Annotated in this window: 14 protein-coding genes; 8 read left to right on the top strand and 6 right to left on the bottom strand. The window is 65.9% G+C overall.

Going from position 1 to position 21,750, the window contains the following annotated elements; genetic code table 11:
* Positions 1-368 precede the first annotated feature (368 nt).
* On the top strand, positions 369-2,624 hold the full coding sequence (locus GJ698_RS07210) for a carboxy terminal-processing peptidase (protein WP_154356929.1): 2,256 nt from the start codon (positions 369-371) through the stop codon (positions 2,622-2,624).
* A gap of 55 nt (positions 2,625-2,679) precedes the next feature.
* Here GJ698_RS07210 and GJ698_RS07205 read toward each other — a convergent pair whose 3' ends face one another.
* Positions 2,680-3,549 carry a LysR family transcriptional regulator gene (locus tag GJ698_RS07205; protein ID WP_208023785.1) on the bottom strand — a complete coding sequence of 290 codons (870 nt, stop codon included), beginning with the start codon at positions 3,547-3,549 and terminating at the stop codon, positions 2,680-2,682.
* Positions 3,550-3,683: 134 nt separating this feature from the next.
* Between GJ698_RS07205 and GJ698_RS07200 the strand changes: the two genes are divergently transcribed.
* The 3 genes from GJ698_RS07200 (at position 3,684) to GJ698_RS07190 (ending at position 7,468) form a co-directional block, all read left to right on the top strand.
* Positions 3,684-4,442 carry an SDR family NAD(P)-dependent oxidoreductase gene (locus tag GJ698_RS07200; RefSeq protein ID WP_154356927.1) on the top strand — a complete coding sequence of 253 codons (759 nt, stop codon included), beginning with the start codon at positions 3,684-3,686 and terminating at the stop codon, positions 4,440-4,442.
* Positions 4,443-4,625: 183 nt separating this feature from the next.
* The gene (locus tag GJ698_RS07195; RefSeq protein WP_154356926.1) at positions 4,626-5,138 is read left to right on the top strand and encodes a DUF3592 domain-containing protein; all 513 of its coding nucleotides are present in this window, start codon (positions 4,626-4,628) and stop codon (positions 5,136-5,138) included.
* A gap of 179 nt (positions 5,139-5,317) precedes the next feature.
* Entirely contained in the window at positions 5,318-7,468 is a 2,151-nt protein-coding gene (locus GJ698_RS07190) for a gluconolaconase (protein WP_371865172.1), read from the top strand.
* Positions 7,469-7,489: 21 nt separating this feature from the next.
* Here GJ698_RS07190 and GJ698_RS07185 read toward each other — a convergent pair whose 3' ends face one another.
* The gene (locus tag GJ698_RS07185; RefSeq protein ID WP_154356925.1) at positions 7,490-7,747 is read right to left on the bottom strand and encodes an NHLP-related RiPP peptide; all 258 of its coding nucleotides are present in this window, start codon (positions 7,745-7,747) and stop codon (positions 7,490-7,492) included.
* Positions 7,748-7,897: 150 nt separating this feature from the next.
* On the opposite strand from GJ698_RS07185, the gene GJ698_RS07180 reads away from it, so the two are divergent.
* Positions 7,898-9,058, top strand: coding sequence for a putative peptide maturation dehydrogenase (locus tag GJ698_RS07180; RefSeq protein WP_154356924.1), 1,161 nt, complete (start codon positions 7,898-7,900; stop codon positions 9,056-9,058).
* On the opposite strand, the gene GJ698_RS07175 is transcribed toward GJ698_RS07180, so the two are convergent.
* Positions 9,034-13,845, bottom strand: coding sequence for a hybrid sensor histidine kinase/response regulator (locus GJ698_RS07175; RefSeq protein WP_229259868.1), 4,812 nt, complete (start codon positions 13,843-13,845; stop codon positions 9,034-9,036). The two genes, GJ698_RS07180 and GJ698_RS07175, sit on opposite strands and share 25 nt — an antisense overlap.
* A gap of 320 nt (positions 13,846-14,165) precedes the next feature.
* Here GJ698_RS07175 and GJ698_RS07170 point away from each other — a divergent pair, with 320 nt between their 5' ends.
* The gene (locus GJ698_RS07170; RefSeq protein WP_154356922.1) at positions 14,166-16,004 is read left to right on the top strand and encodes a glycoside hydrolase family 16 protein; all 1,839 of its coding nucleotides are present in this window, start codon (positions 14,166-14,168) and stop codon (positions 16,002-16,004) included.
* 76 nt (positions 16,005-16,080) lie between these two features.
* Here GJ698_RS07170 and GJ698_RS07165 read toward each other — a convergent pair whose 3' ends face one another.
* Genes GJ698_RS07165 through GJ698_RS07155 form a run of 3 tightly spaced genes read right to left on the bottom strand, consistent with a single transcriptional unit; the run spans position 16,081 to position 19,935 of the window.
* The gene (locus GJ698_RS07165; protein WP_154356921.1) at positions 16,081-17,280 is read right to left on the bottom strand and encodes a BT3233 family polysaccharide utilization protein; all 1,200 of its coding nucleotides are present in this window, start codon (positions 17,278-17,280) and stop codon (positions 16,081-16,083) included.
* A 13-nt stretch (positions 17,281-17,293) separates the two neighbouring features.
* Positions 17,294-18,694 carry a glycoside hydrolase family 88/105 protein gene (locus GJ698_RS07160; RefSeq protein ID WP_371865171.1) on the bottom strand — a complete coding sequence of 467 codons (1,401 nt, stop codon included), beginning with the start codon at positions 18,692-18,694 and terminating at the stop codon, positions 17,294-17,296.
* A 47-nt stretch (positions 18,695-18,741) separates the two neighbouring features.
* Positions 18,742-19,935 carry an MFS transporter gene (locus GJ698_RS07155; RefSeq protein ID WP_371865170.1) on the bottom strand — a complete coding sequence of 398 codons (1,194 nt, stop codon included), beginning with the start codon at positions 19,933-19,935 and terminating at the stop codon, positions 18,742-18,744.
* 70 nt (positions 19,936-20,005) lie between these two features.
* On the opposite strand from GJ698_RS07155, the gene GJ698_RS07150 reads away from it, so the two are divergent.
* Both GJ698_RS07150 and GJ698_RS07145 read left to right on the top strand, forming a co-directional pair.
* Positions 20,006-20,458, top strand: coding sequence for a winged helix-turn-helix transcriptional regulator (locus tag GJ698_RS07150; RefSeq protein ID WP_154356919.1), 453 nt, complete (start codon positions 20,006-20,008; stop codon positions 20,456-20,458).
* 100 nt (positions 20,459-20,558) lie between these two features.
* Positions 20,559-21,749 (top strand): acyl-CoA dehydrogenase family protein, encoded by a 1,191-nt coding sequence (locus GJ698_RS07145; protein ID WP_154356918.1) that lies wholly within the window; start codon positions 20,559-20,561, stop codon positions 21,747-21,749.
* The last annotated feature ends 1 nt before the right edge of the window (position 21,750 follow it).

Genomic DNA, 21,750 nt, shown 5'->3' with positions numbered 1-21,750 from the left:
CTGCGGTTTGAGGTCGCTCGGAATCGAGCATGCTCCGGGGGTGCGGGAGCGGTCTGCGGGCGGCAAACGGGCGTGGCCGTCAAATATGAAACCAGGACTACAATGATAGCAGATTTTTGCTATAAAGCAATGAAACCGAAGAATGTCTCGAAAGATTTCTATTTATAAAACAATGACTTGAGTAATAACTTGTCTAAAAGTAAGTGAATATACTTAGTAAAAAAAGATCAGGCCTGTTTCATTTCAGCCGCCCTTAAGCTTAACCAGAGAAACTCTGAAATACCAGCCCCGTGTGGGTTCCGCTATCCTGTAGAATGGGGGCGCGCAGCGCCTATCAAAAATTGATCAATACGTTCCGGAGTAAGCCGATGAAGAAGCAAATGCTGTTGGTGGCCGTGATGGCGGCCCTGTCAGTGCAGGCCGGCGCCGCCGTGCCAGAGAAAACGGCGGATACCCCTCTCAAACCCCAGCCTGGTCAGGCCCAGGCAGCCCTGTGGGCTTCGCGGGTCCTCACCAAACTGCATTACAAACCGGCGCCGCTCGATGACGCCATGTCGGAAAAAATCTTCGACCGCTACTTCAAGTCGCTGGACGCGGAGAAAATGTTCTTCACCCAGGCCGACATCGACCAGTACGCCATCGTGCGCACCCGCCTGGACGACGCCATCACCGGCGAAAACCTCAGCGTCCCGTTCGGCATCTTCAACCAGTACCAGCAGCGCTTCAACGAGCGCATCGCCTATGCCCGCGAGCTGGTCAAGGGCAAGTTCGACTTCACGTCCGACGAAACCTACCAGTACGACCGCGAGAAGGCCGACTGGGCCAAGAGCGACGCCGAGATCAAGGACCTGTGGCGCAAGCGCGTCAAGAACGAATGGCTGCGCCTGAAGCTGGCCGGCAAGGACGACAAGTCGATCCGCGAAACGCTGGACAAGCGCTATGAAGGCTATCTGTCGCCGTCGCGCAAGCTGACCAATGAAGATGTGTTCCAGATCTTCATGAACGCCTACGCAATGTCGATCGAGCCGCACACCAACTACCTGGGCCCGCGCGCGGCCGAGTCGTTCGACATCGCCATGCGCCTGTCGCTGGAAGGCATCGGCTGCGTGCTGCAAAGCCGCGACGACTACACCGTGGTGCGCGAAGTGGTCACCGGCAGCCCGGCCGGCCTGTCCGGCAAGATCAAGGTCGGCGACAAGATCGTCGGCGTGGCCAAGGACGATAAAACGCCGATGACCGAAGTGCTGGGCATGCGCCTGGACGACGTGGTGGCGATGATTCGCGGTCCGAAGGATTCGACCGTCAAGCTGGAAATCATTCCCGCCGACGCCGGCCCGGACGCCAAGCACACCATCGTCACGCTGGTGCGCCAGAAGATCAGCATGGAAGAGCAGGCGGCCAAGAAAGCCGTGTATGAAGTCAAGGACGGCAACACCAAGCGCCGCGTCGGCGTGATCTCGCTGCCAACCTTCTACATGGACTTCGAGGCGCGCCGCAAGGGCGACAAGGACTTCAAGAGCGCCACCCGCGACGTCAAGCGCCTGCTGGGCGAGCTGAAGAAGGACAAGGTCGACAACGTGCTGATTGACCTGCGCAACAACGGCGGCGGCTCGCTGACCGAGGCGGTGGAACTGACCGGCCTGTTCATCGACAAGGGCCCGGTGGTCATGCAGCGCAACAGCGACAACAAGGTTGAAGTCGAAAGCGACACCGATCCGGGCATGGCCTGGGACGGCCCGCTGGGCGTGCTGATCAACCGTGGTTCGGCGTCGGCGTCGGAGATTTTCGCGGCGGCGATCCAGGACTACGGCCGCGGCGTCATCATCGGCGAGCCAAGCTTCGGCAAAGGCACGGTGCAGACCCTGTTCGGCCTGGACCGCTTTGCGCAGAACGACAAGGTGCACTACGGCGAGCTGAAGTTCACCATCGCCCAGTTCTTCCGCATCAACGGCGGCACCACCCAGCTGCGCGGCGTGACGCCGGACATCAAGCTGCCGACCATGGGCGATTCCGACACCTTCGGCGAGTCGAGCTACGACAACGCGCTGCCGTGGACCCAGATCAAGCCTGCCATATACATTCCGGCCGGCGACATCAAGGAAATCGTGCCGCTGCTGGATAAAAAGCACGTGGCGCGCGTGGACAAGGACAAGGACTTCCAGTACCTGGCCGAAGACATCGCCCTGGTGAAAAAACAGCGCAAGGAAAACTCGATCTCGCTGAACGAAGTGGTGCGCCGCAAGGAACGCGACCAGCAGGAAGCGCGCTCCAAGCTGCGCGAAGCGCGCCTGCTGTCGCCGACGCCGGGCGCCGATGATCCGATCCTGGTGCCGGACCCGAAAGACGCGCTGAACAAGGCGATTTCGGCCAAGCCGGCCAGCGGCAAGGCGGCGCCGGCGCCGAAAGTGGCGGGCGTGAAAGGCGCGCTGCGCAGCGACGACGGCCTGCAAGGTTCCGAGCGTTCGCTGGCCGCCGAGCTGGAAGCGGAGAAGCAGGCCAAGGCTGCCAAGGACGTGCTGCTGAACGAAGCGGTGCACATCCTGGCCGACGAAGTGGGCCTGCTGAAGACCGACACCCGCATGGCGTCGCGCGTGCTGCCTTACGCTGCCGCCGACAGCAAGTAATCCCGGTCATCCGGACCAGGGGCCGAGTCCTGCATCGCGCAGGCCTCGGCTTTTTTTATGCCGCCGCCGCCACCATGTCGCGCAGCCAGTCGGCAAACACGCGCACGCGCTGCGGGATGTTGCGGCGGTGCGGGAACAGCAGCCGCACCGTCATCGGCGCGGCCAGGTGCTGCGGCAGTACTTCCACCATCCTGCCGGCGGTGATCTCGGCCAGGGCGCGGGAGCGGGGAATCTGCGCGATGCCGAGGCCGGCGCAGCAGGCGGCGGTGTAGGCCATGCTGTTGTTGACGGTGACCTTGTAAGGCATCGGCGCCTGCACCGTGGCGCCGGCTTGCTGGTACTCGAACACCGCCGGCTGGCTGGCCGGATTGGGCTGGTAATTGATCAGCCAGTGCCGCGACAGCTGGTCCAGGGCCGGCATGCCGTGCGCCGCCACGTAGCCAGGGCTGGCGACGTTGAGCAGGTGCAGCTCGAACAGCGTGCGCGACACCAGCGATTCATCCACCACCGGGCCGGCGCGCACCACCACGTCGAAGCCTTCGCCCAGCAGGTCGACGCGGCGGTCGGTGCTGAAGATGTCGATTTGCAGCGCCGGGTGCGCCTGCAGGAATTCCAGCAGGCGCGGCAGCACCACGTCGGCCATCCCCAGCGGCATGTCGGCCCGGATGCGGCCGCTCAACTGGCTGCCTTGCTGGAACAGGGCGCCGATCTCGTCCAAGTCGTCGAGCAGGCGTTCGCAGCGCTCCAGCAATTCCTCGCCCTCGCGCGTGACCTGCACGCGGCGCGTGGTGCGCTGGAGCAGGCGGGCGCCGAGGCGTTCCTCCAGGCGCTGGATGGCGTTCGAGATCGAGGTGCGCGGCACCTGCAACTGCTCGGCGGCGCGGGTAAAGCTGGACAGCCGTGCCACCCAGAGAAAGATGCGCATGTCTTCGGTTGAAAGGATTGTCTTCATTTTTGGATTAGTGATGTCGTATTCAGACAGTTTATCCGATGATTGGACGGAACTACACTCTATTCAAGGCGGTCCAAGGGTGACCGTATTCATTGAGGAAACCAATCATGAGTAACCGTATTGCATTGATTACCGGCGGCAGCCGGGGCCTGGGCAAATCCGCCGCCGTGCATCTGGCGCGCGCCGGCTGGGACGTGGTGATCACTTATCAGGCCCGCGCCGACGCGGCCGAAGCCACCGTGGCGCAGGTGAGGGCGCTGGGCCGCAAGGCGACGGCGCTGCAGCTGGACGCCGGCGTGGTCGCCGGTTTCGCCGATTTCACGTCCGCCTTCGCGGCGGTGCTGGAGCGCGATTTCGGCCGCCACAGCTTCGATGCGCTGGTCAACAACGCCGGCAACAGCGCCGACGTGCCGTTCGCGCAGACCAGCGAGCAGCAGTTCGACGCGCTGATGAACGTGCATCTGAAAGGTGTATTTTTCCTGACACAGTCGCTGCTGCCGCTACTGGCCGATGGCGGACGCATCCTGAACGTCTCCAGCGGCCTGGCGCGCTTCTCGCTGCCGGGCAAGTCGGCTTACGCGGTGATGAAGGGCGGCGTCGAGGTGCTGACGCGCTACCTGGCCAAGGAACTGGGCTCGCGCGGCATCCGCGTCAACACGCTGGCGCCGGGCGCCATCGCCACCGACTTCAGCGGCGGCGTGGTGCGCGACAATCCGCAGGTCAACGCCATGGTGGCGGGCAACACGGCGCTGGGCCGGGTCGGCGAGGCGGACGACATCGGCGGCGCGGTGGCGACGCTGCTGTCGGAGGAGAGCGGCTGGATCAATGGCCAGCGCATCGAAGCCTCCGGCGGCATGATGTTGTGATGTTATGCGACTGGTGAATTTCTGCTATTGCAAAGATAAATTTGATTTATATGGCGCGATGCAGCATCATTCATCTGTCTCCTCTATTCTCCTCCAAGGAAATAGACTTCAGCCCGCTCCTTGAGCGGGCTTTTTTTTTGGAAAAAGATTAAGATAAAGGCCCCCAAGGAAAAGGTCGATCGCATGAGCCAAACGCAGGGCGTTGTGAAGCCGCCGTCGGACCCGGCGCTGGAGAAGGCGTTCGCCTGGTTCTTCGTGCTGACGGCGCTGGTGGCCGGCTATTTCACCTTCGCGCGCGCCTGGGACAAGCTGGCGTCGCCGCACTGGCCGGCGGTGCAGGCCGAGGTGTTGAGCAGTTCCATGTACCAGCGTACCGGCCGGGCGCGCGACTGGTGCCTGAAATTGTCCTACCAGTATCAGGTTGGCGGCCAGGTCTACCAAAGCAGCGCCATGGGCGTCTCCCGCATCGGCGACGCCGGCTGCCACCGTGAACAGGCCGTCACCGAGCGCCGCCTGCAACGTCTGCAGCCCGGTGCGCTGATGACGATCAGCTACAAGCCGCGCGCGCCCGAAACTGCCGCCGCCTTCATCATCGGCCTTGATCCGCTGGACTATGGGATGAGCGCGATTGTGCTCATCGTATTCGGCGGCGGCGTGCGCGAATTGCGGCGTCTGCGCAAGTTATCGACATTGTGAATGCTCGCTATTGCCAAGATAAATTGGATTTATATGTCGCGATGCAGCATCATTCACCTGTCTCCTCTATTCTCCTCCAAGGAAATAGACTTCAGCCCGCTCTCTGAGCGGGCTTTTTTTTTGCCGCAACGCGCCAGATGGGTTAAGATTTCTTTAAATCAACGTTTAGGTTCGGGCAAGTGTCTCCTACTCAATTCAAACTCTTTCTGGCGGGACTGACGCTGCTGGGCGCCTCAGTCGGCGGTGGCGTCGCCTATGTGCTGGTGAAACCGGCCAAGCACGCCGACAGCGCCGACGCAGCGGGCTCCAGCGCGCAAGGCACACCGGCCGGCTGGCATGCGCGCGTGACCACCATGGCCGGCGATGGCCTGCCGGGCGGCGCCAACGGCAGCGCCCGGCGCACGCGCTTTGCCGATCCGTTCGGCGTGGTGCTCGACCAGCAGGGCAATCTGTACGTGGCCGACGGCGGCGACAACAACAGCATCCGCAAGATCGACCTGAACGGCGTCAGCACCACCTTTGCCGGCGGCACCGAGGGCTATGCGGAAGGCGCGGCCGGCGTGGCCGCCTTCAACACCCCGTCCGGCCTGGCGATCGACGCCGCCGGCAACCTCTACGTGGCCGACACCGGCAACAACGCAATCCGCAAGGTCAAGCCGGACGGCACGGTCTCGACGCTGGCCGGCGACGGCCTGGCGGGGGAGCGCGACGGCAAAGGCGCCGGCGCCCAGTTCAACGGCCCGGTCGGCGTGGCGGTGGACGCCGCCGGCGTGGTCTACGTGGCCGACACCTATAACGACCGCATCCGCCGTATCGCGCCGGACGGCACCGTCACCACCCTCGCCGGCGGCAAGCGGGCAGGGCTGGCTGACGGCGCCGCCGCCCAGGCGCTGTTCGATACGCCCGCCGGCATCGCGGTCAACGCCGCCGGCGAACTGTTCATCGCCGACACCGGCAACCACGCGGTGCGCAAGCTGGGCAAGGACGGCGTCGTCAGCACCATCGCCGCCGCCAGGGAAGATGACCGCGACTCGCTGCTGCGCTCGCCGGTGGGCATCGCCCTGACCAAAGATGGTTTCCTCTACATCGCCAGCAGCACCCACGGCCGCGTGGCGCAGATCAGCCCGCAGGGCACGGTGGCGGCCCTGCAGGACGTCGATCATCCGGCCCAGCCGGGTTATGGCGCGGACGGCGGCGTGCGCCTGTATTCGCCGCGCGGCATCGCCGTTTACAAGGACGGCGCGCTGTTCGTCACCGACGGCGCCACCTTCCGCCTGCATCACATCGCCATGGTGGCGGCCGACACCGAGCCGGTGGCCGACGAGCCGCAGCCGGGTGCTCCGTCGCACAGCGCCACCATGCTGTGGCCGGTGGCGCCGCAGAACAAGGCGCACGAGGTGGTGGGACTGATGGGCGAGGTGCGCGGCGACTTCGACGGCGAGCGCCGCGACCACTTCCATGCCGGCATGGACGTGCAGGCGGCGATCGGCACGCCGGTGCTGACCATCACGCCGGGCAAGGTCAGCGATCCGCGCGCCAGCTGGGGCTACGGCGAGCTGTCGGAAGGGCTGGCGTTTGGCGGCCTGCAATACATCCACCTGCGAGTGGGGCGCGACGCCAAGGACAAGCTGTTCAACGATCCGCGCTTCCTGCTGTCGAAGAACGACAAGGGCGTGGCGCAGCAGGTGCGGGTCAAGCGCGGCACCCGCTTCGTGGCCGGCGAAACGCTGGGCACGGTCAACCGCATGGCCCATGTCCACCTCGATTACAAGCCCAACGGCGGCGCGCTGAATCCGCTGCAACTGCCGTTCATCGATCTGGAGGACACTGTGGCGCCGCAGATCCACAGCATCAGCCTGCTGGACGCCAGCGGCAAGGCGCTGACCGAAAAACGCGACGGCCGGCTGCTGATCCCGCGCAGCCTGGGCCAGGTGCAGATCGTGGTCGAGGCCAGCGACCAGGTCAACGGCAACCAGGCGCGGCGGCGCCTCGGCTTGTACAAGCTGGGCTATCAGCTGCTGAACCAGGATGGCGAACTGATTCCGGGCATGACCGAGCCGGTCATCACGCAGCAGTACGACCGCTTGCCGCGCAACCGCGAAGCGGTCAAGCTGGCTTACGCCGCCAACAGCGGCATCACGGTGCATGGCGCCAGCGAAACGCGCTTTGCCTACGCCATCAACAACAGGCTGATCAACGGCAAGCTGACGCCGGGCGGCTGGAAGGTGGGGGAACTGGGGCCCGGCAATTATCTGCTGCGCATCAGCGCCGAAGATTATGCCGGGAACGCCGCCAACCGCAACCGCGAACTGGCGGTCACGGTCGACTAGCGCGCGCTGCTCACGCGGGGCTCAGGCGGGAACCAGGGCGCCCGACAGCAGGAATGGGAACATGAAGCCGGTGCCTTCCAGTTCACGTTGCAGATCATGTTGCGCCGTTGCGAGCTCTGCCTTGGATGGCAGGTTGATCTCTTCCGGCACCTGGTCGGCGCTCAACTTGATGCCGAGTTGGGCCAGGGCGGCCACCGGATTGGCTTGCAGTTGCGCGCGGAACTTGTCATCGCTGGCCAGTTTGTCGAGGATGGAGCTGAGTTCGTTCGAGGTATGCATGATGAGCCCTTATATAAAAGGAATGGAGAAGCCACGAATGTGACTTCCAGTTCATGCTACGACAAACCGCCGTGCTTGCCAAGACTTTAATTGCCAGAAGGATAACCGTGCGTTAGACTGATAGTATCGTTGCCTGGGAGACTATCAATCATGAAGATACGCCGCTGCGCAGTGCTGTACCTCGAATCCCGCGAACAACTTTCGATCGACTGGCGCACCGTGCTGTCCGGCGGCAGCGCCCTGGCCGCAACCAGCCATTGGGTTGCTCTGGCGCCACACCTGGACCAGGAATTGCCGATCGACGCCGCCGAACTGGCCGCGCTCGGCGACATCAGCCACACGGTCTGGCGCGAGCGCAGCACGGCCGAACAGGCGTTTGGCGAAGTCTGTATCGCCCAGCTGCTGGAGCGCGGTCTGCTGATCGGCGACACGCCGCAATACGCCGCCCAGCGCGCCCGCGACGACACCCTGCGCGATACCTACTGGCGGCCGTTGTCGGCGCTGGCGCATACTTTCGGTCGCTGGCGCGGCGTCACCGAGGAAACCGGCATGGAGGCGCCCAGCTTCGAATCGCTGCTGGAACGCTACGGCGAACCGCCGCCGCCGACGCTCGACATCAATCCTGAACAGGCGCTCAAGCTGCCGGGCGCCGCCGCCGGCCGCATGGACGAGCAACTGCTGCAGCGCTACACCGGCCGCAACTACGATAGCAAGGCCAGCGTGCCGCTGGACGTGGCGGCGCGGCTGCTGCAACGCACTTTCGGCGCGCAGGAAGTGCGCCAGGTCGGCCCGCATGCCAACGTGCTGAAGAAAACCAGTCCGTCCGGCGGCGGCCTGCATCCGGTGGAAGCTTTCGTGCTGGCGCAGCGCGTCGACGGCGTGGCGCCGGGACTGTATCACTACCATCCGATCCGGCACGAACTGCGGCCGCTGCAAACCATGGACCACGAGGCGGCCGCCAAGCTGGCGCGCTACATGCTGGCCGACCAGCACTGGCTGTCGGAGGCGCCGTTGCAGGTGGTGCTGGTGGCGCGGCTGGACCGCATCTTCTGGAAATACCGCAATCACCAGAAAGCCTTCCGCGCCATCGCGCTGGACGCCGGCCATTTGTCGCAGACCTTTTACCTGCTGGCGACGGAAGCCGGTTTGCCGGCCTTCATCACCGCCGCCATCAACGACGCCGACATCGAGCAGACGCTGGGCCTGGATCATTTGCGCCACGCGGTGGTGGCGATGTGCGGCTGCGGTCCGGCCGCCGACGGCCCGGCCGCGACGCTGGAATTGCGCTACGGCGAGACCGGCGCCGCCTGACCGCCGCCGGCGTGCCGCGCCTGCACGCCGTCCAGCACGCGCTCCAGGGCGGCGCCGAAGGCTGCCAGCGCATCCTCCATCTGGCGCCGCTGCGTGGTCCGCAGCAACTGCTCCAGTTCCCCCGCCGCGCGGTGCAGTTCCGGCATCGACAGGTTGCCGGCCGCGCCGCGCACCTTGTGCACCAGCAGCGCTGCCTGGTCGGAATCGCCTTGTTCCATGGCGGCCAGCAGCTGCGCCGGCGTGTCCGCGAAGTCGCTGACAAAACGTTCCAGCAGCACCCCCAGCAGCCGGCTGTTGCCGCCCAGGCGCGCCAGCGCCGCCGCCATGTCGATGCCGGGCAGGGCGGGGATGGCGTCGGCTGCGTCGGCCACGTCCGCCACCGGCGGCGGCGCGCGGTCGGGCGCGCGCCGCATCTGGCCGGCCAGCACCGTGAACAGCCGCTCGGGATCGATCGGCTTGGTGACGTAATCGTTCATGCCCATGCCCAGGCTGCTTTCGCGGAAGCCGGCCACGGCGTGCGCCGTCATGGCGATCAGCGGCAGTTGGGCGTGCTGCGGCCGGGCGCGGATGCGGGCGGTGGTTTCGTAGCCGTCCATACCCGGCATCTGGATATCCATCAGCACCGCGTCGTACTGCGACAGCTCGACCATCTGCAGGGCCTCGGTGCCGCTGCCGGCCAGGTCGACGTGGACGCCGGCGCGCAGCAGCACTTCGCGCGCCACCTGCTGGTTGATGACGTTGTCGTCGACCACCAGCACGCGTGCGCCGGCGATGCGCTGCGCCACTTCCGACAGTGCCGACGCCGCCGGCGCCTGCGGCCGCGCCGGCGCCGCCAGTCCCAGGCCGACCAGCACCGCGTCCAGCAACTGCGCCGGGTTGACCGGCTTGACCAGGATCGCCGCGATGCCGGCCTGGCTGGATGAGGCCTGCGCCGCCGGCTCGCGCGCGAACTCGGTCATCATCAGCACCACCGGCAGCTGCGCGTGGGGCGGCTGGGCGTGGATGCGGCGCGCGATCTCGCCGCCGTTGAGGCCGGGCAGGGCCCAGTCCAGCAACACCAGGTCGGCCGGCTGCGTGGCCAGCCAGTCGAGCGCCGCAGCGCCGGTCGGCAGCGCCTGCACGCTGAAACCTGCGCTGCCGAGCTGGCGCTCCAGCATGTCGCGTAGCATGGCGCTGCCGTCCACCACCAGCACGCGCTTGCCGCCGGCGCCGGCCGGCAGCGCCGGCGGGGCCGGTTGCGCGCCGGGCTGGCGCTGCAGTTGCAGCTCGAAATAGAAGCGGCTGCCGTCGCCGGGCGTGCTGTCGATGGCGATCACGCCGCCCATGGCCTGCACCAGCTGCTGCGAAATCGCCAGGCCCAGGCCGGTGCCGCCGTACAGGCGGGTGGTGCTGGTGTCGGCCTGCGAGAAGGCGCGGAACAGGCGCGCCTGCTGTTCGTCGCTGATGCCGACGCCGCTGTCCTCGACGATGAAGCGCAGCCGCACCGGCGCGTCCGCCGCCGCCGCGTGGCCGGCCTCGGCCAGTTCGACGCGCAGGCCGATATGGCCGGCGGCGGTGAATTTCAGCGCATTGCCGACCAGGTTGACCAGCACCTGGTTCAGCCGCAGCGGATCGCCGATCAGCCGCAGCGGCACTTCCGGCGTGGCCCAGGCCAGCAGTTCCAGGCCTTTTTCCGCCGCGCGCCAGGAGAACAGGTCGGCGATCTGCGCCAGCGTGTCGGCCAGGTCGAACGGCACGGTTTCCAGCTGCAGCTTGCCGGACTCGATCTTGGCGAAGTCCAGCACGTCGTCGATGATGCTGAGCAGATTCTGGCCGGCGCGGCCGATCTTGGTGAAGTAGTCGCGCGGCTTGGCCGGCAGGTCGAGGTGGATGCCGAGGCCGGCAAAGCCGAGAATCGCGTTCATCGGCGTGCGGATCTCGTGGCTGATGTTGGCCAGGAATTCGCTCTTGGCGCGGGTCGAGGCTTCGGCGTCGGCGCGCGCCTGCTGGATGGCGCTGATGGCGCTGGCTTTCTGGAAGGCCGAAACAAACGGCTCCTTCAGCGCCTTGAACATGTCCAGGTCCGTGCGCGCAAACGGCGTGTTTTGCTGGAACACCAGGTAGCCCTGGATCTGCTGGTCGACGCGGATGCGCACCGCCAGCAGGGTGCGCTGCTTGAGGAAGATGTCGGGCCCGATGACGCTGGCGCCGTTGACGAACTGCGCCTGCGCCGCGCTCGGCGCCATGCCGGCCGCGGCCGGCGGCAGGGCCACGCTGCCCCAGCTGGCGCGCAGCGCCATCGGACCGCCCGGGGTCTGCGAGATCAGCGCGTAGGCCGCGCCGACTTCGCCGATGGCCGACGATTCGCGCAGGATGGTGTGCAGCAGGGCGTCGAAATCGAGTTCGTCGTTGATCGACTTGACGATGGCGTGCACCCGTTCCAGGTGCAGCGTGCGCGAGTACACCTGCTGCTGCAGGTTGCGCACGCGCCAGCGGTACAGTGCCCAGCCGGAGGCCAGCACCGCCAGCACCGCGCCGATGCGCGCCCACCAGGTCTGGTACCAGGCCGGCAGGAAATGCAGCTCCATGCTCAGTTCGTGCGGACTCCAGGCGCCGTCGCGGTTGCTGCCGCGCATGTGCAGCCGGTAGCGGCCGGGCGGCACGTTGGCGTAGTTGGCGGCGCGGTGGTTGGCGTCGGCCTCGACCCAGTCGCGGTCGTAGCCGTCGAGCTTGAAGGCGTAGCGGTTGCGCTGGCTGGCGGAATAGTCGAGCGCGGCGATTTCAATCTCGACCTTGCGGGTGCCGGGCGGGATGTCCAGCGAGGCGCCGTCGGCCGCCATCAGCGGCGCCGGCGGCACGCTGCGGTTGTCGAGCCGCACCGAGCTGACCACCAGCGGCGGCTGGAAGCGCCACGCCTGCGGCGGCGCCGGCTGCACCACCACGTAGCCGCCCGAGGTGCCGAACACCAGGTCGCCGGCCGCGGTCTGCCCGGAGGCGTTGACGATGTAGGGCTGGAATACCAGGCCGGCGGCGCGGTCGAGCCGCTGCGACAGCAGGGTAGCGGTGTCGACCGCGGCGATGCCGTCCGAGGTGGAGACCCACATGCGGCCGGCGCTGTCGGCGCGCATGGCGGCGATCTTGTTGGAGGGCAGGCCGTCGGCGGTCGACAGGCGGCGGAAGCGGCGCGTGCCGTTCGGATGGCGGCCGTCGAGGATGGCGATGCCGTCGCTGATGGTGCCGATCCACAAGCGCCCCTGGCGGTCCAGGGCCAGCGCGCCGATCGGGCTGGCCGGTAGCGCGGCGCCCAGGCTGCTGGTGGCGAGGATCTGCTCGGCGCGGCCGCTGGCGGGATCGAAGCGGTTCAGGCCCTTGCGCGTGCCGACCCACAGCGTGCCGTCGGGATCGGGCAGCATGGCGTGCACGCGGTTGTCGCTGAGGGCGCCGCTGCCGGGCGCGCCTTCGGTGTACAGCTGGGCGCTGCGCTGGCGCAGGTCGTAGCGCATCAGGCCCGACGGCAAGCCCAGCCACAAGGTCTGGCCGACGCGCACCATGCTGCCGATGCGCGGATACGGGTCGCCGAGCGGCAGCGGCACGCGCTGCACCCGGCTGCCGCCGGCACTGGTGTGATACAGGCCGAGCCCGGTGCCGATCCAGGCCTCGCCCGGCTCGGCTTCCACCATGCCCAGCACCAGGCGGTTTGGCAGGGCGCTGTCCGGCAGGGCGGGATTCGGGCGCAGGCCGGCGTGGCGGCTGCCGTCGGCGTCGACCAGGTCGATGCCCTGGTCGCCCAGGCCCACCCACAGCCGGCCGCCGCTGTCGGTCATGAAGGCGAAGGCGGAAATTTCCGCCAGGCCGGCGCCGTCGAGGATGGTGTCGACGCCGCGGTTGGCGGGATTGTGAATGTCGACGCCGCGTTCGTTGGCCACCCATACCAGGCCGCTGCGGTCGCGCCAGACGGCGGCCGTGCGGTCGTGGCCGAGGCTGATCGCCAGGGCCGGGCGGTGCAGGATGCGGCGGCTGTGGCCGCTGGTGTCGAATTCGATCAGGCCGCCGCCGTAGGTGGCGGCCCACCAGATGCCGGGCACGGTTTCGGCCAGCGACAGCACCATGGCGCGGCCGGCGTCCGGCACCTGGTCCAGCACCAGCAGGCGCGCGCTGTCGCCGGCCTGGGCCGTGCCGACGCCGCTTTTCAGCGTGCCGAACACCACTTCGCCGGCGCGGTTGCTGGCCAGGGACAGCACGGCGTCGGCGCCGCCGTTGGCAAACGGCATCGGCGTGACCTGGCCGGCGGCGTCGCGGTGCGCCAGGCCGGCGTTGGCGCCGATCCACAGCGCGCCGTTGTGGTCGGCCAGGAGCGCGCGCACCTGGTTGGCCAGCGGGCCGCCGGGCAGCGGGTGGTGGCTGACCACGCCGGCCGCGTCAATGTAGTCGAGGCCGGCGGCGCCGCCGACCCACAGGCCGCCGTGCGCATCGCTGGCCAGTGCCGCGACCGCCGGACTGCTCAGGCCCTTGGGCCCGGCCGGATAGCGGATGAAGCGCTCGGTCTGCTTGTCGTACATGGCGACGCCGTCGGTGGGCGTGCCCAGCCACAGCCGGCCCTGGTGGTCCACATGCAGCGTCTGCACGAAGTCGGCCGGCAGTGAGGTGGGATCGTCGGCCTGGTGGAAGAAGTTGCGCATCTGGTAGCCGTCCCAGCGGCCGAGGCCGCCCTGGGTGGCCATCCAGATGTAGCCGTCGCCGTCCTGGGCGATGGCCATCACCACCGGCGCCGGGAAGCCGCGCTCGGCCGGCGCCAGGTGCTCGAACATGGTCGGCGCCAGCTTTTGCCAGGGCGTGGGCGCGGCAACGGCCAAAGGCGGCGCTAGCGCTACCATCAGCGTCAGGATTGCCCCACCAGCTGCGGCAAAGAGGGAAAAAGGGTAGCGCACAAGTACTCGGGTTGGATTTCCCATGCTCGATAGCAAGGGGGGATGACGACTCTAGGATACAAAATTGTGCGGCCATTGTCTATTTATACAGTGACGTAAAGTTTGCGCAACCGCGTTGACAAGAAATATTTATCGGAATATATTTGACGCAGAAATTGGAATCGTTTCCAATTTGTGGGAGCGATAAAAAAGGAGACATAATGAACGACCAGAAATTCGTTTTGTCCGCCATCGCCGCCAGCCTCGCGCTGGCGTACGCGGCCCCCGCGATGGCCAGCGTCACCAGTCCCGTCATCGGCGCCTTGCTGTGGTCCGAGGAGTTCAACGGCGCCGCGCTCAACACCAGCTTGTGGACCACTTACGACGGCAACGGCTGCCAGATCAACCTGTGCGGCTACGGCAACCAGGAGCTGGAATACTACAGCCCGAACAACCTGTCGATTGTCAACGTGCCGTTCGAGCCGAACACGCGCGCGCTGGCGATCCAGGCGCGCAGCCAGACGGTGGGCAGCAATGTCTTCACCTCCGGCAAAATCGATTCGTTCAACAAGGTGCAGGTGCAGTACGGCATGGTCGAGATCCGCATGGCGACGCCGGCGCTGGGCACCGGCCTGTGGCCGGCGGCGTGGATGCTGGGCACCAGCCCGCAGGCGTGGCCACGCAAGGGCGAGATCGACATCGTCGAAATGGGTCACAAGGCCAGCAGCCGGGCGGCGGCCGGGACACCGGCGCCGGCCATCGACAATTTTACCGGCGCCAACGTCATCACCTGGCAGCAGGCGGCTTGCGTCACCGGCAACGAAAGCTGCGCCGCCTCGACCGCGTGGCAGACCAAGAACTGGTACGCGCCGGCGCAATCGCTGGCCAACCGCTTCGTCATCTACCGTTTCTACTGGACCGAATCGCAGATGCGCTTCACGGTGGTGGACAATGGCCTCGAATACGATATGTACAACAGCCCGTTGCCGGTCAATTCGAGCGCGCTGCAGGCGCCGTTCTACCTGCTGTTCAACCTGGCGGTAGGTGGCAACTTCACCGACGCCGCCACGCCGGCGCAGGTGACGGCGCCATTGCCGGGCACCATGTACGTCGATTACGTGCGGGTGTACCAGCTGGACGGCAAGGGTTCGGTCAAGCTGGGCAACCAGACGCCGGCCGAAGTGGGCAAGTTTGGCGTGTTCACCGACAACACCGTGGTCAACAACAAGCTGGAGGCGGGGAATACGTCGGATGTCTTCGTCTGGAATACCGCCTCGACCACGGCCGGCACGATTCCGCCGTACGAAGGCGCGAATGCGCTGTCGTGGAGTTTCAACCAGCCCGGTTCGTGGTTTGGCGGCAGTGTGGAATCGCATCAGGCGCGCGACATGAGCGGCTTCCGCAACGGCAATATGAAACTGAAGATCAAGATCCCGGCGAACGTGGCGTTCACGGTGGGCATCCAGGACACCTACACCAACCAGAATGCGGTGAAATTCCCGGCCAACGCCACCGCTTACGGGCTGGTGCGGAACGGCGACTGGGGCACGGCGACGATCCCGATTGCCGACCTGGCCGGCCCGAAAGTCGCGCTGCAATCGATGCTGGACCTGTTCCAGATCGCCAGCGACGGCGCGGCCTTGCCGCAGGCGGCGTTCCAGATGTCGGTGGACGACATCATCTGGGACAGCGGCGTGCCGACGCCGACGCCAACGCCAACGCCCACTCCCACTCCCACTCCCACTCCCACTCCCACTCCCACTCCGACTCCTACGCCAACCCCGACGCCTACGCCTACGCCAACTCCCACGCCAGCCGCGGCCCAAACCAGCGCAACGATGCTGAAGTTCTCGCTAGCCAGCTCCAGCTGGGCAGACGTGCACTACACCGTCAACACTGGCGGCCAGTTGAACGTCCGGATGACGCAAAGCAGCGGCGCCAACACCTACACCGCCAGCGGCCTGAAAGCCGGCGACGTCGTGCGGTACAGCTTCACCTACTGGGACAGCGTCAACAACTACGCCATCGACACCGCCCAGCAAACCTACACCATGCAATAACCATCCGGGGTCAGTTCTGCCAATCGCACACGAGCTCATGTACCAATGGCAGAACTGAACCCGGAGTTTCCGGAGGTTATGGGGTGACGGTGGCTGTTAGCGGGTGGGTGGCACGGGCGGTCATGAGTTTGACTTTCTCCTGCCACTCGGCCGCGGTTTTGGCGTGGCCGGCGCGGTCCCAGGCGGCGCCGATGTAGTAGCGCAGCGGTTTGCCGGATGCGACCGGCGCCACGATCAGCTCGTTGAACTGGTCTTCGGCGATGGCGCTTGCCGTCGGCAGTACGACGGCGGTGCCGAACGCGCCCTTGGTGGCTTGCGTGACCCATTGCGTCAGCGCCACGCCATCCCGGCCGACGGCGATCTTTTCATCCTGGTTCTTGTCGGACGGCTTTTTGTTCAGGCCGACCGCCACATTCAATGTCTGCGGACCGCTGAAGGTGAAGGTGCTGTCCATGGTGTCGAAGTCCTGGCCCGCATCGACCGTGAAGCGCTTCACTTCGCTGACCTTGGTGCCGGCCGCATCCCAGCCTTCATAGTTCAGCTCGAAGATGGTGCGGATCGGGCCGTTGGCCAGCACTTTCCACGACGCGTAGTTGCGGCCGACATACAGCTGCTTGCCGTCCCACACGCCAGTGCCGCCGGCGCCGCGCGATTTGCCGACGTTGTACATGTCCATGCCTTCACCTTCGTCATGGTGATAGTGGTCGTGGCCCTTGTTGTACCAGCGGTCGACGATCGGGTAGTCGACGCGCTTGAACCAGATGTCCAAGCCGCTCGTCACCAGCACTTCCTTGCCGACGCCTGCCGTATCCGGCGCGGCCAGCGCCGGGCCGTAGGTGCGGTGGCCGACATGATCGTTTTCCCACGCGAAGTCATCCAGACGCTCGGGCACGTAGCGCGCAAAGGTCTTGGCCGCGAACGGTTGCGTGACGGTTTCGGTTTTCTCGACCGTGAAGGTGGCCTGCTTCTCGCCGGCCGCAAAGCTGTGCTGGAAGTACAGCTCGCCATACGCGACGCCGATGCCTTTCGGATCCTTGGCCTGCGGCGCCACATTGCTCACCTGGTAGGGCAGCACGTTGCCCTTGCTGTCCTTGATGGCGATCTTCTGGATCAGCGCGCCCGGCAGCGCGCGGTTGATCTCGCTCCACGGTATGGCGATGGTTTCCGACGGCCGCGCCAGGTCCAGGTCGTTGGTGACGGTGATCTTGGCCAGCTCGGCGGCCTGGGCGGCGGCGCCGGCCAGCAACGCGACGATGGGCAGAAGGTAAGTACGCATGCGGGTCGTCTCCTTATTCATGGCTGTAGTTGGTGGCGCCGGAATCCTTCGGCACGTAATGGTAGGTGCGCAGCTTGACCTGGATATCGATTTTCGGATTGTTGATCAGGCGGATCATCTCGGCGCCGGCCAGCAGCGCTGGGCCGTAGCCGTGCAGTGCGTCGACGCTGGCGGGACGGTTGTAGTAATAGATCTGGTCGCTGGCGAAGGTGGTGCCGACGCAGGTGCCTTCCACCTGGCCGCGCGCGTTGATGCGGCTCGACAGGCCCACCCAGCCGGCCTGCGCGATCGAGCCATAGGTCGCCGGGCTGACCCAGCCTTCGTTGACGGCGTGCGCGATCACGTAGGTGAAGATGGCGCTGGCCGAGGTTTCCAGGTAGGAGTCGTTACGGTCCAGCATCTGGTGCCACAGGCCCACACCCGATTGCAGTTCGGCGATGCCGCGCAGCGAGGCGCGCAGTTGCGCCAGCACTTTCGGATAGCCGGGATGGTCCTTCGGCAGCACGTCCAGCAGGTCGCTCATGGTCAGCACCGCCCAGCCGTTGGCGCGGCCCCAGTAGAAGCGCGGCGCGTCGGGATTGTTGGCGTTCCAGCCGTGGGTGTACAGGCCCAGTTGCGGGTTGTACAGGTACTGGGTCATTTGCAGCACGTTCCTGACGGCGTCGTCGTAGTATTCGCGCTTGCCGGTCAGGTGGCCCATCTCGGCCAGCGCCGGCACGCCCATGTACATGTCGTCGGCCCACAGCGAGATGGCTTGCGGACGCTGGCGCGCCAGCGTGCCATCTTTCAGGCGGAACTGTTTCTTGGCGACCCAGTTGCCGCAGACGTCGATGAAGTGGCCCATGTCCGGCCCGACCTTGGCGAACTTGGCGCGGATCATGGCGGCGCACATGGAGCCGGCGTCATCCAGCGAGCGCGGATCGAGCACGCGCGCGAAGCTGTTGGCGCGCTCCAGGTGAAATTGCTGTTCCTGCGCCTTGAAGTAGGGCAGCTTGTCGCTCATGAACTGGAAGTGGCGCGCGGTCATGGCGGTGTATTTGCTGTCGCCTGTGACGGCGGCCGCTTTCATCAGGCCGGCGTGCACCACGCCCATTTCGTAGACCTGGATGCCCCAGTCGGCGCTGCTCGGCTCGACAATGGCGTCGGCCACCGGCGTGCTGAAGTCGGTGATCTGGAGGCCGCTGCCCTTGTGGACGACTCTGGTCGGCGTGGTCGCCTCCATGTAGCTGCGGATACGGTCCAGCGACGCGGTGATTTCGGCGACGGTCGGCTTCTTGTACAGCACCGGGTAGGTGCCTTCGCCGGCGTCGTAGACGCTCTTGTTGTCCGGGTTGCGGTAAGGGCCTTCGGCGTGGGCGGAAAGGGCGAACAGGGATGCGGCGACAGCCGCAATCAGGGCGGTTCGGGAGGTCACGGGTTTTCGTCTCTTTTATAGTAAAACGTTTATTTGGTCAGACCATTCTAGATTGGTCCGGCCACTTTTGCAATCCGGACAGGCCACTTTGTGGCGGCCCAGAACATCAGCGCGATCAGGCTCAATCCGCCGCCCAGCAGGCAGACCCCGCTCCAGCCCGCCTGTGCATGGATGGTGGTGGCGGCCAACGCGCCGGCGCCGCTGCCGACGGCGTAGAACAGCATGTAGCCGCCGATCAGCCGGCTGTGCTCGTCGCCGCTGCGCAAAATCATGCTCTGGTTGGTGACATGCAGCGCCTGCACGGCCAGGTCCAGCGCGACGATGCCGGCGATGAGCGCTGACAGCGAGTGCGGCGCCAGCGCCAGAAGCAGCCAGGACAGCGGCATCAACAGCAGCGCGGCGGCGCTGGTGGCCTGCGCGTAGCCGCGGTCTGCCCAGTGTCCGGCGCGGGCGGCAGCCAATGCGCCGGCCACGCCCACCAGCCCAAAAGCGCCTGTGGTCCCATGTGAATATGCATAGGGCGGGGCGCCAAGCAGGAACACCAGCGCGCTCCAGAACGTGCCGAACACGGCAAACATCAGCAGCGCGATCACGCCGCGCACTTGCAGCACGCGGTTGCGCCGCAGCAGCGTGACCATGGAGGCGATCAGGCGCGGGTAGGCGAAGCGCGGCGCCTGGCCGCCGGCCTGCGTGGGCAGCAGCGGCAGGCAGCGCCACAACAGCGCGGCCAGCACCAGCATGATCGCCGCCGATGCACCGTAGACGCCGCGCCATCCGGCCAGATCCGCAACCAGCCCGGCAAATACGCGCGCCAGCAGCAACCCGGCCAGCACGCCGCTCTGCGCCGCACCGACCACACGTCCGCGCTCGGCCTCGGCCGCGGCGCTGGCCGCGTAGGCGATCAAGCCCTGCGTCATCGCCGTACCCAGCATGCCGACCGCCAGCATTCCGGCCATCATTGCGAACGTACTGGACGTCAGGCAGACAGCGACCAGCGCCGCAGCCAGCGCCATCAACTGCGCCAGCATCAAGTGCCGCCGTGGCAGCAAGTCGCCCAGCGGCACCAGCAGCAGCAAGGCCAGCACGCTGCCCAGCTGCGTCGCGGTGATGACGCCGCCGACCACCGCATGGCTGATGCCGAAATCAGCCGCCAGCGCATCGAGCAAAGGCTGCGCGTAATACACATTGGCGACACTCAGCCCGCTGGCGCAGGCAAATAATAAAACGAGGGAACGTGGCACGGGGATCTCCAATCTGGTTTTAAATTAAAACTGCTTGCAGCCTACCGTAAGCCAGTTTTAAAATGCAACCATGGCCAAACGAAAATCCCTGCAACACGATGACTGCCCGGTCGCCCGCGCGGTCGATCTGGTCGGCGACCGCTGGTCGATGCTGATCGTGCGCGACGCGCTTGACGGCATCCGCCGCTTCGGCGACTTCCAGCGCAACCTGGGCGTGGCGCGCAACATCCTGTCTGACCGGTTGAGTGCGCTGGTGGACGACGGCCTGCTCGCCATCCAGCCTGCCTCCGACGGCAGCGCCTACCAGGAATACATCCTCACGCCGAAGGGCGAAAGCCTGTTTCCGGCCATCGTCGCGCTGCGTCAGTGGGGCGAACGCCACCTGTTCGCGCCCGGCGAAGCGCATTCCGAATTGATAGAAACCGCCAGCGGCAAGCGTGTCGCCGCCATGCAGCCGCGTGACCACGACGGCAAAATCCTCAAGCCGTCCCACGCTGTGGTGAAAAAACTGGTTGAGAAGTGAACAAATGCCGCCAAACGGTCGCCCATTTAAATAACATGGGAGTACAATCATTTGGAACGGTCGTGCTTTTTTTATGCGCCGTAAAAAATAAGGAGACAGCATGGATTTGACTTACACGGCTGCGGATCTGGCGTTTCGCGACATGGCGCGCGCATTCCTCGACGCCAACCTGCCAAGCGACCTGCAAAAGAAAGTCCGCAACCACCTGCGCCTGAGCCGCCAGGACTACGTGCGCTGGCACCAGATTGTCGCCCGCCAGGGCTGGTCGGCGCCGGCCTGGCCGGTGGAATACGGCGGCACCGGCTGGAGCGCCACCCAGCGTCACATCTGGGACGAGGAGTGCGCGCGCGCCGGCACGCCGCCTATCCTGCCGTTCGGCGTCAACATGGTGGCGCCGGTCATCATGGCTTTCGGTAACGAGGCGCAAAAAGCCCACTACCTGCCGCGCATCCTGAATTGCGACGACTGGTGGTGCCAGGGCTATTCCGAACCAGGCTCCGGCTCCGACCTGGCCTCGCTGAAAACCACCGCCGAGCGCGCCGGCGACCATTACATCGTCAACGGCCAGAAGACCTGGACCACGCTGGCGCAGCATGCCGACATGATCTTCTGCCTGGTTCGCACCGACACCACCGTGCGCAAGCAGGAGGGCATCTCCTTCCTGCTGATCGACATGAAAACGCCGGGCATCACGGTGCGCCCGATCATCATGCTGGATGAAGACCACGAGGTGAACGAAGTCTTCTTCGACAACGTCAAGGTGCCGGTGCAGAACCTGATCGGCCAGGAAAACAAGGGCTGGACCTACGCCAAGTATCTGCTGGGCCACGAGCGCACCGGCATCACCGCTGTCGGCCGCTCCAAGCGCGAGCTGCTGTTCCTGAAAAAGATCGCCTCCGAGCACTTCAAGCATGGCAAGCCGCTGATGCAGGATCCGCTGTTCGCCGCCAAGGTCGCCAGCCTGGAGATTGACCTGATGGCGCTGGAAACCACCGTGTTGCGCGTGCTGACGCGCGAATCGCACGCGCCGGGGCCGGAAGCGTCGATGCTGAAAGTGCGTGGTTCCGAAATCCAGCAGCAACTGACCGAACTGATGGTCGAGGCGCTGGGGCCGGATGCGATGCCGTTCGACACCGACTACCTCGAAGGCAAGACCGACCATGCCGTCACCGGCGACGACGCCGCGGCGCCGTTGAGCGGCTACTACTTCAACTACCGCAAGACCTCGATCTACGGTGGCTCGAACGAGATACAGAAAAATATCATCACCCAGATGATTCTGGGCCTGTAAG

Source organism: Duganella aquatilis (genome assembly GCF_009674565.1).
Lineage (GTDB): Bacteria > Pseudomonadota > Gammaproteobacteria > Burkholderiales > Burkholderiaceae_D > Rugamonas > Rugamonas aquatilis.
This window is presented reverse-complemented; position numbering and strand designations above follow the sequence as displayed.